We start from the raw sequence: 15,396 nt of genomic DNA on the forward strand, positions 1-15,396 counted from the left end.
GGGGGTAGGGGGAGGAAATAAATATCAGTCTAACATCTTACGAAAAAAGCCGCCCCTAAACCTAAAGAGCGGCTCAAACCATAACTATTCAACTATTAACTAAAATCCTACACTAGCTTCAAACATCATCCCTTTAAACTTACCCCCTGATAATAGGTTGGAAGTAGGGAAGTCGTTGTATTTTTGGTTAACGTATTCAGCTTTAACCACCATGTTTTTGGTTACGAACCAGCCTGCACTGGCTTGTACCCGGTTAATTTTTACTTCTTGCGTTGCGGTGCCAAATAGCATGTCGGCGGTAACGGTATTGTAGCGCATACCTACAAAGAAGTTCTCGTTTTTCGCAAAGCGATAAATGCCTTCTACAGCCAATTGGTTAACATCCCTTTTATTGGTTTCGTTGATGGCTTTTCCTTTGGCAAATTCAAGGGTTCCAAACAGCTCCAAACCTTGGTATTTAATAAAAGGATTGATCATAAAGGCAGTTACCTGGCGGCTAAAGCCTGGGCGTAAATTGCCAGACCAAGCGGCATCTTTTGCGTTGGACCCTGCAGCTTCCATCACTAAATAATACCTAGAGCCACCTCTGTCGCCAGTGTATAGGGTATTGGCCGCCGCACCATTATTGTGGTAAACAGAACCTGTTAAGCGTATCCTTAAATCGTTGTTCAATTGTTTGTCGTAGCCCAGTTTCCCAATGAAAGATGGGTTACGGGTGGGTGCGTCAGAAATTTCGCCTTTAATTTCCCCATTGTGAATAGCTGCTACAGCCAAAAAGCCATCTTTTTGAAAGTCAATTTCGGCACCGATCTCGGTAGTAAAGCCATCCAAAATGTAGTTGCCGATAAACGGATTGTATAAAGAGTGTCCGTTGTCTGTCCTGCGGAAGTGGGCATCGCCATAGTTATCTTCATAGTGGCCAATTTTCACGGTAACATATTTAAAAACATGGTCCAGCAATTCTGAATTCACAGGCGAAGCATCAATTTGTACGAAGCCGCCCTTTACCCAGGTTTCTTGATGGTGCCTGGCTGATAGGTAAGAGATCAAATTCAATCTAATCCCTTTGGCCAGTTGTGCATCAATATTGAGGTTGGCGGTGGCCAGGTTAAAGCCGCTGCGCAGGTTGTACAATTTAGTGGTTGATGTAGAACTGTTGCTATGTTTTAAGGCCTGAAACTGCTGTGTAAAGCCCGCACCAATCCTCACTTTTACATCATCAAAGGGAACGGTATCGGTTTTTGGGGTTTCAAACATATTGATGCCTGATTTATCGTAAGGCCTCATGTTGGCAATTTTGCTCTGCTGCGCAAATGCAGTTCCGGCTACTGTAACAAAAACTGCAGCAAGTAAAAGTCTTTTCATCTTGATTTTATTTAGAGATTGTAATGATTAGTTGTTTCTGAAAGCGGCATTAAACTCGATGGTGATCTCGTCGCCTGTTTTAATGGTGCCCAACAAAGCCCGGGGCGGCGTTACACCAAAAGTGGTCATCTTAAAAGTTGTGGTTCCCTTAAATACAATGCCGTTGGCCGTAAGCGTAGCACTTACCGGGAAACTGATGGTTTTTTGGGTGCCCGCAATGGTTAAATTGCCTTTGGCCATAAAATCGGCTTTGCCTGCGCTGGTTTTTAAGTTGCTGATGTCAATTAACGTAAACGTGATTTTTGGGAATTTTTCGGCATTTAGTGCCTTGTACATGTTCTTATCCATGCCGCTTTCGTAATAATTCCCGTTTTCCTTGATACTCCGCATTGATTTAACCACCAATTGTAGCTCTAATGCGGCAATATCCTTTAGGGCAAGGGCATTGGTCGAATACGTAATGTCGCCAGTAATTTGCTCGGTCTTGCAGCGCCAGTCGTGCAATGATGAGGTGCCCTTAACGAGGATGGAACTTTCTTTTAAATTCAGTTTTGCGGTTTGCGCTTTACCCACCAAGGCAAAAAGCGGAAGGATGGCCAGAACAATCCAGAAGGTTTTAGAAGTCTTCATAGCATTCAAGTTTTAATACTATAAAGGTCTGGCTAAATGGGAGCCCGGTACGTGATTTGGCTCATTTCGTAAAGTGATGTGCCTTAGATATCGGGATGATTAAACGCACAAAAAAAGCCAGAACGTAAATTCTGGCTTTTAATGAATGTTATGCGCTATCTTACAAGATAAGAATCAGTAATAAAATAATGATGATGATTGCACCAACAGATAAGTAAACACCGCCACCCATGGCTTTGGCTTTTTTCTTCATCTCTCTAAGCTCTTTGCGCAGCTCCTTACGTTCCTCTCTGCTAAGCTTCGATTTGTCCATGGCTTTAATTTCATCCACTCTGGACATGATCCGGTTCAGTTCTAGCCGCTGCTCCGCAGTTAGCTCGGTTTTAGGCTTATCTTTTGCAGCAAGGGCTACGTTCAGGTTAAATGTTAATGCCATCAATAACATTAATGGATAGATAATTTTTTTCATGCGATTTAGTTTCTAGTTACAATGCTATAAACAACTCATGTTTAAAAATGTTCTATCACAAATCCTAAACTAAAATTAAAGGATAATAATCAGCAATAGCAAGATAATGATGATAGCACCTAAAGACAGCGTGATGTTCTGGCTTAGGAAATCTGAACGTTTTTTCAACTCTTTTACTTCTTTTCTCAATGCCTTTCTTTCCGCTTTGGTTAAGGTTGATTTATCGATAGCCTTAATTTCCGCTACACGTTTGGTAATGTACTCCAGCTCGGCTTTCTGTTCAATGGTTAATTCCGTTTTAGGTTTATCATCGTTTGTAGGAGCGGCATTAACGGTAGTGGTTAGCGTAACAAGAACTAGGAACAAGTAAATCAGTTTTTTCATGTATGTGTTAGTTATGGATAAAAAAAGAACCTATCAACCATTACGATGATAGGTTCACAAAATTATTAAAAATAAATTATTTAATCTCGAAAACGGTGTTTACGGTAAAGCTCAATTTGATTTTTTTAAAGTCAATTTCTGGAGCAGCACCTGCATCCATGGCCATTTCGGCTTTCATGGCGTAGTTTCTGTACTGAGGAACCATCATACCTCCATTGTCGCCTACATCCTGAATGTCTAGCACATTGCCCAATTTATCCCCCAAAGCCTCTACCATGTAGGCAGCTTTTTCTTTGGCAGCCAACAAAGCTTTCACTTTTAGCTCTTTTTTCAAGCTTTCTATTTTGCTGTAATCGTAGCTTTCTACATAGGTGTTAGTGATTCCTTTGGCGTCAACACCTTCTAAAATCAGGTTGAATTTATTCAAATCGCCAACTTTTAAACGGTATTGTTTGCTGGCCAAAAAGTCGGGGTTTTTTCTTTTTTCAGTTTGATAGTTCCAGCTGCTCAAGTTGTTGATGGTTAAATTCTCTTTAGCAATTCCCGCTTTTTGTACGGCATTAAAAAGTTGTGTTTCCAAAGTGGTAATGTCTACTTTTTTCTTGCTGTTGCCATCTTTCAAATATTCTTTTAAAGAGATATTGATGTAGATAATATCAGGCGTAACTTCCGTTTCGGCAGTTCCGGTAACCGTAATTTTTCGTCTTAAATCAGCTTGTTGGGCTAAGGCGTTAAAAGTAGACAGTGTAGTGAAAGCTAATAAAGCTATTGCAAATAATCGTTTCATAATTTCAAATTTTTGTGTGTTTATAAGTCAGATGTAAATGTTGTATCAAATCCATAAACAATTTTCGTGCTTTGAGCCAAAATTGAGCCAAAGTTCAAAAAATGAGGGAATTATTTTTTATTTTTTTTGAAAAGCAGTTTCATGGCTAATAGGAAAAGCCAGTCCCGCTTTCCGCTTTATTCGCTACGCTCATGCTCGCTTCAATCGGGTTTAGATGGCACTGTGCGGTTAAAAAATGGTCAAATCTTCAAAAAAAGCAGTACTGTTGGCTATGTGTATATGGTATAGCTTTCCTTAAATAACTAGCTGTGCTTCTGAAAGTTAACCACATCGTAAACAATCATTATTTACTCAGTTTTTTAATTGGCGTTAGTTCCAATTTCTTAAACTCTACTTCGCTGCCTTCAGCCTGTATGGCAATTTGTCCTTGGGTTGCGGTACAGTTATAGCCATCGTTCACCAAAACGCCATTTACCCAAACCCTAACCTTGTCGTTTAGGCACTCAATTCGCATGGTGTTCCATTGGCCCAAAGGTTTTTCTGAGCCATCCGTTAAATTTTTAATTCTTCTTTCTTTCCCTGCGCTAATGCCCCAGTTTTCTTTTGGCCCACGCCGCTCTTCCATGTTGGGCACGGTAATATCTTCCTCGATGCACCAAAAATCACCCGCATCCTGGTGTTGCATTTGCACTTCCAATGATTTTGGGAACATCTTGTATAATGCTCTTGGGGCAGAAGCATGCACTAAAACACCGCAATTTCCAGGTTTTCCAGCAAATCGATATTCTACATCTAATCGGTAATTGGAGAAAATAGCATCGGTAATCAAATGCCCTTTTGGATTGCCCATACTTACTAACTTCCTGTCGCGAACAATGAATGACGCGGGGGTGTCTGGGTTTTTGTCCTTTGCGGGAACATCGGCATGCCAGCCTTTTAAATCTTTGCCGTTGAATAAGTTCATGCTTTTTTGAGCAAAGGCAATGGAGTTGAAACCAATTAACAATAGGAGGATGGGGAGGAGGTTTTTGCTGAACATATGATTTGGGAATTTGACTATTTCTTATTGATAACATCTTGCTGAGCCTGTTGCCATAATTTATATTTCTTCTGTTGCTCTGCCGTTAAAATTCTATTTATCTCTAAGTTAATATTTGTCTGAATTTTTTGTCTTGCTTTGATATAATCTTCTTTAGTTTTAATGGTTTCATCTTCCAACAAAGCAATAGCTATTTTTTGAATTTTTGAATGAATTTTAACGAATTCTTTCTTTTGAGAATCCGAAAGGTTTAGATTGGTGTCGAATAATTTAATAAAATTATTGACATTAGATACCATTGTAAAATCAATTGAGTTTTTAGAAGGGGTATCTTGAGACTTCATCTTAAAAGAAATCAATAGGAATAATGCTGATATTAAAATTCTCATACTTAATTTGGTCTTTTATCAAATGTAAGCAAATGCTTTAATTATTTTTATCATTCATTTTTTGTAAAGGCTTGAGTTGACGCCGTCATCTCCACGACTGTAAGAGAAGGGATTTAGCGACATATTTAAAGCTATGTTATATCACCGCTCGTGGTTGATTAACCAATCTTATTATTCTAGATAATGTCAGACTTGTTTAATTACTGTTCATAATTACGTCGTTTCGACTTGGGAAAATTGTAAATCAGCAGAGCTAAATCTTTGGATGATTTCGTTATTGCGAGGCACGAAGCAATCCTACAAAAATCGCATTAAGATGCTTCGTGCCTCGCCATGACGAAAGGACTAAAAGCGGATTTTGAAAAACAAAAAAAGTCCCGCATGTGCGGGACTTTTAAGTATTATTTCGGTAAGCTTGATATGACAAGTTCAATCCTTAGTCCTCTACGGTTTCGTTGTTAATCCCAATTTCGTCTTTTACTTCTTCTTTAAAATAGGTTTTTTGAAAGATCAAAATGGTGATGACACCCACAGAAATGGCTGCATCGGCAAGGTTAAATACTGGTCTAAAAAACTCGAAAGGTTCGCCACCCCAAACTGGAAACCAAGTAGGGAAAGTGCCTTTCAAAATCGGGAAGTACAGCATATCAACCACACGACCATGGAACAAAGTTTCGTAGCCGTAAATCAGGCCATAAAAAACGGAGTCGATGATGTTTCCCAAAGCCCCTGCAAAAATCAAGGCCACATTCAGGATCAAACCACGATGGTATTTGCGTTGGATGAGGTAATGAAGTCCGTAGCCAATACCACCCACTGCAATAATCCTGAATAGTGAAAGCGCCAGTTTTCCAAACTCACCACCAAATTCCAAGCCAAAGGCCATGCCATTGTTTTCGGTAAAATGGATAATGAACCAATCGCCCAACACTTTGTACTCTTGTCCTAGGTACATATTGGTTTTTATCCAGGTTTTAGAAACCTGATCAACCAAAAGCACGATAAATATTAAAAGTAAGGGTTTTGTATAGCCTTTCATTAACCTTGTTTCAATTTAGCTTCCATGCTCAGTGTGGCGTGTGGTACGGCACGTAAACGTTCCTTTTGGATCAGTTTACCTGTTTCCCTGCAAATGCCATAAGTTTTGTTCTCAATGCGCACCAATGCTGCCTCCAAGTTGTCAATAAACTTGCGTTGACGAGCTGCCAACTGGTTGATCTGCTCTTTCTCTAAAGTGGCAGAACCATCTTCCAAGGTTTTATAGGCGCCAGAAGTGTCTTCTGTGCCATTAGAATTCGGATTGCTTAATGATGAGGTTAACGATTGTAACTCTTCCCTTGAGCTTTTCAATTTTTCTAAAATCAGCTCTTTAAATTCCTGTAATTCGCTATCAGAATAACGTGTTTTCTCAGTTTTTTCCATATGGTTATATTTTGGCAATCAAAATTTCAAGTTCAACATCTTCAATTACAATTTTGTTTCCGTTAAGCGGTTTTTCCGACAGTAATATATCGTCGGCTAAAATTTCGGTGCAAATGTAATGCTTGTTTTGCAACACCGCAGGCGTAATCAGGTTATCCTGTTGTAAACTTACGGTTATCCTGTCGGTTACTTCAAAATCCATTTCCTTGCGCAGGTTTTGCACTCTGTTTACCAGTTCTCGCGACAAACCTTCTTGTTTAAGCTCGGTAGTAATGTTAACATCCAATGCTACCGTTAAACTGCCCATGTTTGTCACCTGCCATCCCGGAATATCTTCTGCAATAATCTCTACATCGCTCAATAGTATCGAGTATTGAGTGTTGTGTATCGAGTATGCGCCTTCTTTTTCAAATTTGGCAAGTTCTTCTTGGCTCATGTTGTTGATGACTTCGGTCACCATTTTCATATCCTTGCCTACTTTTGCGCCCAATGCCTTAAAGTTTGGTTTTACCTTTTTCTTGATGAAACCTGCGGCGTCGGTAATATAGGAAATTTCTTTAATATTGGTTTCCGACAAGATCAGGTCTTTCACCAGTTCTACCTTATCCTTAAAATGATCATCCAGCACAGGGATCAGTACCTTGGCTAAGGGCTGGCGTACATTGATGCCCATTTTCTTGCGCAGTGATAGCACCATCGACGAAATGTTTTGCGCCAACTCCATGCGTTCGTTCAAAGCATTGTCTACCAATGATAAATCAGCCTCTGGTAAAATGGTTAAATGCACTGATTCTGATTTTGCGGCAGCCGGTAAAATTTCCGTTAGGTTTTGGTACAACCAATCAGAAAAGAACGGCGCAATTGGCGACATCAGCTGTGCGATATTCACCAAACAGGTGTATAAGGTTTCGTAAGCGGCTTTTTTGTCATCGGTCATTTCGCCTTTCCAGAAACGGCGGCGAGATAAACGGATGTACCAGTTGCTTAAATGCTCATCAACAAAATTTTGGATAGCTCTTGCGGCCTTGGTAGGCTCGTAAGTGTTGTAGGCTTCATCAACTTCAACAATTAAGTTCTGCAATAAAGATAAAATCCAACGATCTAACTCACTGCGTTGTGCCACAGGAGTTTGATTGTTCAAATCAATCTCGAACTTATCAATGTTGGCATATAGGGCAAAGAAAGAATAGGTGTTGTACAAGGTTCCAAAGAACTTGCGGCGTACTTCATCTAATCCTTCCAGGTTAAATTTTAAATTGTCCCAAGGGGATGCGTTGGAGATCATGTACCAACGGGTAGCATCGGCACTATAGGTATCAATGGTGCTAAATGGATCCACAGCATTGCCTAAACGTTTAGACATTTTGTTGCCGTTTTTATCCAGTACCAATCCGTTTGATACCACATTTTTAAAGGCGATACCTGGGTTGTTTACCCGCTCATTGATGGCTTTGATTTCATCGCTGCTTTCGCTCAACATTACCGCAATGGCATGCAAAGTAAAGAACCAACCACGCGTTTGGTCAACACCTTCTGCAATGAAATCGGCAGGGTAGGCATTCTCAAATTCTTCTTTGTTTTCGAAAGGGAAGTGCCATTGGGCATAAGGCATGGCACCGCTATCAAACCAAACGTCAATCAGGTCGGTTTCGCGGGTCATCTTCTCACCTTTTGAGGAAACTAAAAATACATCATCTACATAAGGACGGTGCATGTCTTTGAGCTCGAACCCAGCAGGCATTAAACCTGCTTCAATTGCCTTCGCAATTTCGTTGTTCAATTCCTCTACAGAGCCAATACATTTCTCTTCCAAACCATCGGCAGTACGCCAAATAGGGAGTGGCGTTCCCCAATAACGAGAACGAGAAAGGTTCCAGTCTACCAGGTTTTCTAACCAGTTGCCAAAACGTCCAGTTCCAGTAGCTTCAGGTTTCCAGTTGATGGTTTTGTTCAGCTCAGCCATCTTTTCTTTAACGGCTGTGGTTTTGATAAACCAGCTATCTAACGGATAATAAAGCACTGGTTTGTCAGTTCTCCAGCAGTGTGGATAGCTGTGTACATATTTTTCTACCTTAAAGGCTTTGTTTTCTTCCTTTAAACGGATGGCAATTTCTACATCCACTGATTTTTCTGGTGCCTGGCCCTCAGTGTAGTATTCGTTCTTTACGTATTTGCCACCAAACTCACCTAATGAAGCTACAAATTTACCTTGCAAATCTACCAAAGGCACGGCATTACCTTTGTCGTCTAAAATCAATAAAGGAGGAACTTCGGGACTAGCTTGTTTAGCTACACGAGCATCATCGGCACCAAAGGTAGGGGCGGTGTGAACAATACCTGTACCATCTTCTGTAGTTACAAAATCGCCACTAATTACCCGGAAAGCATTTTCCGCATTTTGGTAAGGTAGGGCTAAAGGTAAAAGTTGTTCGTATTTAATGTTCACCAAATCGGCACCAACAAACTCGGCTAGTATTTGATAAGGGATTTTTTTGTCTTCGGCTTGGTAGTTGGCAAAGGCTTCTTCATCTTCCGCTAGGAAAAATTTACCACCAAATTGTTTGCCCACTAAGGGTTTTGCCAAAATCACTTTGATGGGCTCAAAGGTGTACTGGTTAAATGTTTTTACCAATACATAGTCAATTTTTGGCCCAACGGTTAAAGCCGTGTTGCTTGGCAAGGTCCAAGGCGTAGTGGTCCACGCTAAGAAATGGATTTCCCCAAAACCTTGTAAAAACGAAGGCAGGGTTTCTGCAACGGCTTTAAACTGCGCTACAATGGTGGTGTCGCTTACATCGCGGTAGGTGCCTGGTTGGTTCAGCTCATGTGAACTTAAACCTGTGCCTGCTGCTGGCGAGTAAGGTTGGATGGTGTAACCTTTGTATAGAAATCCCTTGTTGTAAAGCTGTTTTAAAATCCACCACAGGGTTTCGATATATTCGTTTTTGTAGGTGATGTAAGGGTTTTGCAAATCAACCCAGTAGCCCATTTTTTCGGTAAGGTCATTCCAAACATCGGTGTAGCGCATGACCTCTTCTTTACAAGCGGCATTGTATTCGTCTACAGAAATTTTCTTTCCGATATCTTCTTTAACGATACCTAATTTTTTCTCTACGGCAAGCTCTATCGGAAGGCCGTGGGTGTCCCAACCGCCTTTGCGTTTTACCTGATATCCTTTTAGGGTTTTGTAACGGCAGAAAATATCCTTAATGGCACGGGCCATCACGTGGTGAATGCCAGGCATGCCATTTGCCGAAGGAGGTCCTTCGTAAAAAGTAAAAGGTTTGTTTTTTGGTCTACTGTCTATGCTTTTCTCAAAGATGTTTTCCGCTTTCCAAAATTCCAGTATTTCTTTACCTATTTTCGCTAGTTCTAATTGTTTAAATTCCCTATACATCAATCAAGTATCTCAAAAATTAAAGGTTGCAAAGTTAAGATTTTAGAATGAATAATGGTAGTTTTGGAGCTGAAATAGTTTTATGGATAAATTTCTGAAAAGAGGGCTTTTTTGTATGCTAGGGGCGGTATTGCTCATGCCTTTGGCGCTGTTGTTAAAGAATAGCAACGAAAATATAACACTAGGAGTACTTTTTTTAAGCATGGTTTTAGAACTTATTGGGCTCATCTTTGTTGTGTTAAGCATACTGCAACAAAGAAGGGTAAGAAACCGATAAGTTATGATTAGAAATCTGAAACTAACTAAAGCTATTGTAGCAATAGCTTTGGGAATAGCGGCGCTCATTGTGGCCAAAATTATGGAAACCTACAAAGCAAGCGGAAGCCAAGTGGTATTGGCTATTTCAGGAGTGCTATTTATTGCAGGGGCATTGATTTTTATCTATCCGATATTGTTTGCCACCAAAGCAGATAAAGATGGTAAACATGTAGAGCTTAAGCCTGCTGCAAAGGAACCGATTACTGAAGAGATTGCCTCTTAAATCTGTTTTCTTATTTATCTCAACACTATTTGCGGCGTATTACAGTTGGTATGCTAAAAGTGCGTGGTAGGGGTTGCCTTCCAAATCTAATAATAAACCTGCAAGGTTTAATAATAGACCTGCAAGGTTTTAAAAAACCTTACAGGTCTTAACTTTTTTCTTCTGTTCCTAAACCTAGGTTTTTAAAACCTTACAGGTTTCTTAAAGTATTAATTAAAAGAAATCTATTTCTTCATCAAAATACCTGTTTTCTTGATGGAAATAAACAAATTGTTCGATTCCACCAAACCAATCGAAAATAGTGTTTCGTTCTAGTTTTGTGCTTTTGGTGGTGCTAATCATAGAATTAAAAGATGAATATTCCCATTCACTTGCTTCTTTGCAAAATCCATGATGGATAGGGTTTTGGTGGATATAATTGACTACTCTAGTAAAATATGAATCATTCGTAATTTCTTTCCTTTTGGTATAATCAATGAAAAGAGCACCTCTTCTCGAATGCTGTTTATTAAAAGCCTTAGCATAGCCATTCAGAAAGTTACTCAGCTTTTGCATGATGAATTTATGAAAATCTATTTTATCTTCTGGTTTGGTAATCAATGAGCGAAGTGTATACTCGTCTCTAACTTGTACCAACAGATGAAAATGGTTGGGCATTAAGCAATAGGCGAGCGTCTTAAATACTGTTGAAAGGTGTTGGTCGTATTTGTTTAAGAAGAATAGATAATTCTCATGAGACTTAAATAAGTTTTCGGTACCTACAGCATGATTGTAGATGTGGTAAAAAGCATTTGGTAGAAAATTTTCACGGGTAGACATGATTGTTATTCTTAACCTGCAAGGTTTTGAAAAACCCTACAGGTCCGAAAATAGATAATTTCTAATGGTCGTCCAAATTCTCCAGGTTCTTTGCAACCTCTGCTTCAGACAGTTTTTTGCGTTTTTTGTTCTTGTCTAGCCACAGCATTAAAGCGGGCAATAAAGTTAGATTAAAGGCCAAAGCCACAATTAAGGTAATCGATAATAAGAAACCCAATATTACTGTACCACCAAAAGTGGACGCCGTAAAAATCCCAAAGCCAAAGAATAGGATTAAGGCAATGTGTGTCATACTTACGCCCGTTTCGGTAATGGTATCAGTAATGACCTTACTTACGCTATAATTGGTAAGGTTAAGCTCTTGTTGGTACCTGGTCAGGAAATAAATGGTTTGGTCAGAAGCCAGTCCAAAGGCAATGGTAAAAATCAAGATGGTTGAAGGCTTTAATGGAATGCCAAAAAATCCCATCAGTCCAGCGGTAATAATTAACGGAACTACATTCGGTAGCAGTGAAATGAACATGATGCCCAAACTCTTGAACTGCGCCAAACGCAACAATGAAATCAGCACAATGGCCAAGCCAATGCTTTCAAACAAGTGTTCTAAAAGGTAGTCGGTTCCCTTGGAGAAAATAATGCTGGAGCCGGTTAAGGTTACGTTAAAACGTTTTGGCGATAGGATGGAATCTATTCTAGGTTTCAGTTCATCAAGCAATTGGTCTAAACGTTTAGAGCCCACGTCGGCCATCTGGAAACTCACTCGTGCCGTTTGTTTCCCCTTGTCCACAAAATTGGTGAGCATATTCCCATTTCCTTTACCAGAATTTGCGGCATAGATTAAAATGAAATTCTTCTCAAAATCGGATGGCAAACGATAAAAAGAAGTATCTCCATTGTAAAACACCTGTGTCGCATATTTTAATCCAGTATTTAAAGAGATGGAACGGGAAAATTCAGGATAGGCCGCAATCATTTGCTCAACCCTGTCGATCTTGTTGAGCGATGAAAGACTTAAAATGCCGTTCTTGCGTTTCGTGTCAACACTAATTTCCAATGGCAAGATCCCCTCAAAGTTCTTTTCGAAAAACTTGAGGTCGGTTAATATCTTGGAGCTTTTTGGCAAATCATCTACCACATAGCCATTCACATTGATGCGATAAACACCAATTAAGGAAACTACCGTTAGGATGATGGTTGCGATATAAATCGAAGCACTTTTATGTTGCACCAGTTTGTCCGTTTTGGCTAAAAGCTTATCCAAGAAATTTGGTTCGTGCATTCCCTGTGTTTTGCTTTTTGGAGCGGGCAAGTAGCTGAAAATAGCCGGAATCAAACACAGGCTCATCAACCAGGTGAACATTACATTTAACGCCGCTACACTTCCAAATTGCATCAGTAGTTCACTTCCTGTAAAATAGAGTACGCCAAAGCCAATAGCAGCGGTAATGTTCGCAATTAAAGTGGTTACCGAAATTCTTTCTACGGTAAGGCTCCACGCTTTTTGCTTATCGCCATGCTTTTTAAGTTCGTTGTGGTATTTGTTTAATAGCAAGATGCTGTTCGGAATGCCGATAATGACAATCAGAGGAGGGATTAATCCCGTTAAAATGGTGATTTCATAACCAAATAATACCAAGGTCCCCACGCTCCAAATTACCCCCATAATCACCACCAGCACTGGAAAAAATACCGCAGAGAAACTGCGGAAAAAAATGACCAATATCAAGGCCGAAACCAGAATGGATAAACCAAGGAAAAGTACAAATTCATTGGAGATCAGCTTGCTGGTGGCGGTTCTGATATAAGGTAGTCCCGATAAATGCACTTCTATGTTTTCGCTTTTGCCAAAGGCCAAGGCCTTTTCTTCAATCTCTTTAAGGATGGGATTTCTAGCGGCCGAGTTAAGTATTTTCTGGTCGAAGGTAACGGCCATTAAGGTAGCGTTAGTTTCAGTATGGTATAGAAGGCCCTTGTAAAAAGGTAATTGGTCCAATTTGCTTTTCAGCGAATCCATTTCCGCATTGGTTGCAATGATTTTGCCCGGAAGTGGTTTTACGGTAAACTTTTGGTTCACGGTGTCCTTTTCCAGCTCAAAAAACTTGCCGATGGAAAGTACGCCTTTAATGCCCTTTAATTGTTGTAGTTCGTTAGAGAGTTTCGCCCATTTGTTGTAGGTGTCCTTTTGGAAGATTTTATCGTCTTTAATGCCAATAACCACAATACTACCATCTTCTCCGAACTGTTTTTTAAAAGCATTGTATTTGATGAAAACCGAATCGGTTAGTGGCAGAATTTTACTTCCTGCATAGGAAAGCTTAATATTTTTGGCCTGCCATCCCATAAAAATGGTAATGGCAATAAACACAAGGATAAGGAGAACGCGATTTTTTAAAATAGCATTAGATAGTTTTACCCACATATAGATTTATAAAAAAATGTAAAGAACGTATAAAAATGATGGATTACAAAATAACCAGGCTATTTATACAGGGTCTTGTTTATACAAACAGAGATTTTACCATAAATGTTGTTTAAAAAATGGCGTAACTTTAAAATCCATAAACTTCCATTTGATGAATAGGTTTTTGAAGAGTTTTAAGTTTGCGGCGAAAGGATTGTCCTACACCGTAGCGACTCAGCCCAATTTCATATTCCACCTTGTAGCGGCATTGCTGGCGGTTACCGCAGGTTGGTGCTTTGATGTCACAAGAGGAGAGTGGCTGGCTATTATAATTTGCATTGGCTTGGTAATGGTAACCGAATTGCTTAATACGGCCATGGAGGTTTTGGTAGATTGGATCTCGCCAGAATTTAACGTAAAAGCTGGCTTGGTTAAAGACATTGCTGCCGGCGCAGTTTTAATGGCCGCATTGGTTGCTTTAGTTGTTGCATTGATTATTTTCGCCCCTAAATTATTTTAGATGCTGCATAAAACCCGAGGCATAGTGTTGAGAGTAACTACTTACAGCGAAAGTAGCGTGGTCGTGCAAATGTTTACTGAAAAATTCGGGATTCAATCGTACTTGATCAATGGCGTGAAAAAGCCAAAAGCCAAAATCCCAATGAACATATTGCAACCCCTTCATCTGTTGGAGATGGTGGTTTATTATAAACAAAATACGCAAATCCAAAGAATTTCAGAAGCTAGGCCTGCACCTATTTTCAAAAGTATCCCCTATGGGGTGATTAAAAATACCATTGTACAATTTTTAAATGAGGTGTTGTATAAAAGCATCCGGCAACAACATGTGGATGAACAGTTATTCGAATATCTTTATCATGCCATTAGCTGGTTTGATGAAACTGATGAGCTTAGCGTAAATTTCCATTTGTCATTTTTAATGAAACTGACCCGATTTTTGGGGTTTGCCCCCCAGCCGCAAGCTAGAACTGATCAGAAATATTTCGATTTGCAGGAGGGAAGCTTTACTTCGATAGTGCCAGTACATCCTTACTTTATAAGCGATGCGGATGGAATTTCTTTAATGCAGCTGTTAAACACGCCTTTTGAAAAAATTAATGAAATCAAATTTTCAAATTCGTATAGGCGCTTAATTTTAGATAAAATATTGATTTACTATCAATTGCATACGGCTTCTTTTGGGCAGGTAAAGTCGCATCAGATCTTGGAAGAAATTCTTTCTTAAAAAAAATAAAAAAAGAATTGCAATGAAATAATATAACGCTATATTTGCAGTCCCAAACGGGAATTGGAGGATTAGCTCAGCTGGTTCAGAGCACCTGCCTTACAAGCAGGGGGTCACTGGTTCGAACCCAGTATCCTCCACCAAAAGTTTACAGGATGGTAAACGATTTCAACTAAAAGCCCGGAGGATTAGCTCAGCTGGTTCAGAGCACCTGCCTTACAAGCAGGGGGTCACTGGTTCGAACCCAGTATCCTCCACATTAAGCCTTATCAGTTATTCTGGTGAGGCTTTTTTGTTTTAGGGGCTTTTAAATAAACCTCTGTAGGATTAGCTCGGCAGGTTCAGAGCATCCCGATTTACTATCGGGAGAGTCACTGGTTCGAACCCAGTATCCTCCACATTAAGCCTTATCAGTTATTCTGGTGAGGCTTTTTTGTTTTAGGGGCTTTTAAATAAACCTCTGTAGGATTAGCTCGGCAGGTTCAGAGCATCCCGATTTACTATCGG

Annotated in this window: 15 protein-coding genes and 3 tRNA genes; 6 read left to right on the forward strand and 12 right to left on the reverse strand. The window is 39.8% G+C overall.

Annotated features, from left to right (window positions below; genetic code table 11):
* Positions 1–99 precede the first annotated feature (99 nt).
* The 10 genes from DUT71_RS13205 to ileS all read right to left on the reverse strand — a co-directional run bounded on the left by DUT71_RS13205 (position 100) and on the right by ileS (position 9,882).
* Entirely contained in the window at positions 100–1,365 is a 1,266-nt protein-coding gene (locus DUT71_RS13205) for a hypothetical protein (RefSeq protein ID WP_113663013.1), read from the reverse strand.
* A 27-nt stretch (positions 1,366–1,392) separates the two neighbouring features.
* Positions 1,393–1,995 carry a YceI family protein gene (locus tag DUT71_RS13210; RefSeq protein WP_113663014.1) on the reverse strand — a complete coding sequence of 201 codons (603 nt, stop codon included), beginning with the start codon at positions 1,993–1,995 and terminating at the stop codon, positions 1,393–1,395.
* 160 nt (positions 1,996–2,155) lie between these two features.
* A complete protein-coding gene (locus DUT71_RS13215; protein ID WP_113663015.1) occupies positions 2,156–2,464 on the reverse strand; it encodes a hypothetical protein in 309 nt (102 codons plus the stop codon).
* A 75-nt stretch (positions 2,465–2,539) separates the two neighbouring features.
* Positions 2,540–2,848 carry a hypothetical protein gene (locus DUT71_RS13220; RefSeq protein WP_113663016.1) on the reverse strand — a complete coding sequence of 103 codons (309 nt, stop codon included), beginning with the start codon at positions 2,846–2,848 and terminating at the stop codon, positions 2,540–2,542.
* A gap of 76 nt (positions 2,849–2,924) precedes the next feature.
* Positions 2,925–3,635 (reverse strand): SIMPL domain-containing protein, encoded by a 711-nt coding sequence (locus DUT71_RS13225; protein WP_113663017.1) that lies wholly within the window; start codon positions 3,633–3,635, stop codon positions 2,925–2,927.
* Positions 3,636–3,978: 343 nt separating this feature from the next.
* Positions 3,979–4,599 carry a 3-keto-disaccharide hydrolase gene (locus tag DUT71_RS13230; protein WP_205313936.1) on the reverse strand — a complete coding sequence of 207 codons (621 nt, stop codon included), beginning with the start codon at positions 4,597–4,599 and terminating at the stop codon, positions 3,979–3,981.
* 92 nt (positions 4,600–4,691) lie between these two features.
* Positions 4,692–5,063, reverse strand: coding sequence for a hypothetical protein (locus DUT71_RS13235; protein ID WP_113663019.1), 372 nt, complete (start codon positions 5,061–5,063; stop codon positions 4,692–4,694).
* A gap of 436 nt (positions 5,064–5,499) precedes the next feature.
* Positions 5,500–6,102: a lipoprotein signal peptidase gene (locus tag DUT71_RS13240; protein ID WP_113663020.1), complete on the reverse strand. Its 603-nt coding sequence runs from the start codon at positions 6,100–6,102 to the stop codon at positions 5,500–5,502.
* Positions 6,102–6,485, reverse strand: a complete 384-nt coding sequence (locus DUT71_RS13245) for a TraR/DksA family transcriptional regulator (protein WP_113663021.1) — start codon at positions 6,483–6,485, stop codon at positions 6,102–6,104. The genes DUT71_RS13240 and DUT71_RS13245 overlap by 1 nt, the downstream gene beginning before the upstream one ends.
* Before the next feature lie 4 nt (positions 6,486–6,489).
* On the reverse strand, positions 6,490–9,882 hold the full coding sequence (ileS, locus tag DUT71_RS13250) for an isoleucine--tRNA ligase (RefSeq protein WP_113663022.1): 3,393 nt from the start codon (positions 9,880–9,882) through the stop codon (positions 6,490–6,492).
* Between the two features lie 280 nt (positions 9,883–10,162).
* Between ileS and DUT71_RS13260 the strand changes: the two genes are divergently transcribed.
* A complete protein-coding gene (locus tag DUT71_RS13260; protein ID WP_113663024.1) occupies positions 10,163–10,423 on the forward strand; it encodes an isoleucyl-tRNA synthetase in 261 nt (86 codons plus the stop codon).
* 213 nt (positions 10,424–10,636) lie between these two features.
* Here DUT71_RS13260 and DUT71_RS13265 read toward each other — a convergent pair whose 3' ends face one another.
* Complete coding sequence (locus tag DUT71_RS13265; RefSeq protein ID WP_113663025.1) at positions 10,637–11,242, reverse strand: hypothetical protein; 606 nt, start codon at positions 11,240–11,242, stop codon at positions 10,637–10,639.
* Positions 11,243–11,303: 61 nt separating this feature from the next.
* Positions 11,304–13,661: an efflux RND transporter permease subunit gene (locus DUT71_RS13270; protein ID WP_240186927.1), complete on the reverse strand. Its 2,358-nt coding sequence runs from the start codon at positions 13,659–13,661 to the stop codon at positions 11,304–11,306.
* A gap of 154 nt (positions 13,662–13,815) precedes the next feature.
* Here DUT71_RS13270 and DUT71_RS13275 point away from each other — a divergent pair, with 154 nt between their 5' ends.
* The 5 genes from DUT71_RS13275 (at position 13,816) to DUT71_RS13295 (ending at position 15,287) form a co-directional block, all read left to right on the forward strand.
* On the forward strand, positions 13,816–14,163 hold the full coding sequence (locus DUT71_RS13275; protein ID WP_113663026.1) for a diacylglycerol kinase family protein: 348 nt from the start codon (positions 13,816–13,818) through the stop codon (positions 14,161–14,163).
* The gene (gene recO / locus DUT71_RS13280; RefSeq protein WP_113663027.1) at positions 14,164–14,889 is read left to right on the forward strand and encodes a DNA repair protein RecO; all 726 of its coding nucleotides are present in this window, start codon (positions 14,164–14,166) and stop codon (positions 14,887–14,889) included.
* Positions 14,890–14,954: 65 nt separating this feature from the next.
* Positions 14,955–15,032 (forward strand) — tRNA-Val (locus DUT71_RS13285).
* A 39-nt stretch (positions 15,033–15,071) separates the two neighbouring features.
* A tRNA-Val gene (locus tag DUT71_RS13290) sits at positions 15,072–15,146 on the forward strand.
* 64 nt (positions 15,147–15,210) lie between these two features.
* Positions 15,211–15,287 (forward strand) — tRNA-Val (locus DUT71_RS13295).
* Positions 15,288–15,396: the final 109 nt, after the last annotated feature.

Origin of the sequence: Pedobacter nanyangensis, from assembly GCF_003313505.1 — a bacterium.
GTDB classification, from domain to species: domain Bacteria; phylum Bacteroidota; class Bacteroidia; order Sphingobacteriales; family Sphingobacteriaceae; genus Pedobacter; species Pedobacter nanyangensis.

What these genes read in the sequence shown, in the direction of transcription:
- DUT71_RS13245 (WP_113663021.1), bottom strand. Translation starts at nt 6,485, where the DNA reads ATGGAAAAAACTGAGAAAACACGTTATTCTGATAGCGAATTACAGGAA.
- DUT71_RS13205 (WP_113663013.1), bottom strand. Translation starts at nt 1,365, where the DNA reads ATGAAAAGACTTTTACTTGCTGCAGTTTTTGTTACAGTAGCCGGAACT.
- DUT71_RS13275 (WP_113663026.1), top strand. Translation starts at nt 13,816, where the DNA reads ATGAATAGGTTTTTGAAGAGTTTTAAGTTTGCGGCGAAAGGATTGTCC.
- DUT71_RS13265 (WP_113663025.1), bottom strand. Translation starts at nt 11,242, where the DNA reads ATGTCTACCCGTGAAAATTTTCTACCAAATGCTTTTTACCACATCTAC.
- DUT71_RS13220 (WP_113663016.1), bottom strand. Translation starts at nt 2,848, where the DNA reads ATGAAAAAACTGATTTACTTGTTCCTAGTTCTTGTTACGCTAACCACT.
- DUT71_RS13260 (WP_113663024.1), top strand. Translation starts at nt 10,163, where the DNA reads ATGATTAGAAATCTGAAACTAACTAAAGCTATTGTAGCAATAGCTTTG.
- DUT71_RS13270 (WP_240186927.1), bottom strand. Translation starts at nt 13,661, where the DNA reads ATGTGGGTAAAACTATCTAATGCTATTTTAAAAAATCGCGTTCTCCTT.
- ileS (WP_113663022.1), bottom strand. Translation starts at nt 9,882, where the DNA reads ATGTATAGGGAATTTAAACAATTAGAACTAGCGAAAATAGGTAAAGAA.
- DUT71_RS13240 (WP_113663020.1), bottom strand. Translation starts at nt 6,102, where the DNA reads ATGAAAGGCTATACAAAACCCTTACTTTTAATATTTATCGTGCTTTTG.
- DUT71_RS13235 (WP_113663019.1), bottom strand. Translation starts at nt 5,063, where the DNA reads ATGAGAATTTTAATATCAGCATTATTCCTATTGATTTCTTTTAAGATG.
- DUT71_RS13210 (WP_113663014.1), bottom strand. Translation starts at nt 1,995, where the DNA reads ATGAAGACTTCTAAAACCTTCTGGATTGTTCTGGCCATCCTTCCGCTT.
- DUT71_RS13215 (WP_113663015.1), bottom strand. Translation starts at nt 2,464, where the DNA reads ATGAAAAAAATTATCTATCCATTAATGTTATTGATGGCATTAACATTT.
- DUT71_RS13225 (WP_113663017.1), bottom strand. Translation starts at nt 3,635, where the DNA reads ATGAAACGATTATTTGCAATAGCTTTATTAGCTTTCACTACACTGTCT.
- DUT71_RS13230 (WP_205313936.1), bottom strand. Translation starts at nt 4,599, where the DNA reads ATGAACTTATTCAACGGCAAAGATTTAAAAGGCTGGCATGCCGATGTT.
- recO (WP_113663027.1), top strand. Translation starts at nt 14,164, where the DNA reads ATGCTGCATAAAACCCGAGGCATAGTGTTGAGAGTAACTACTTACAGC.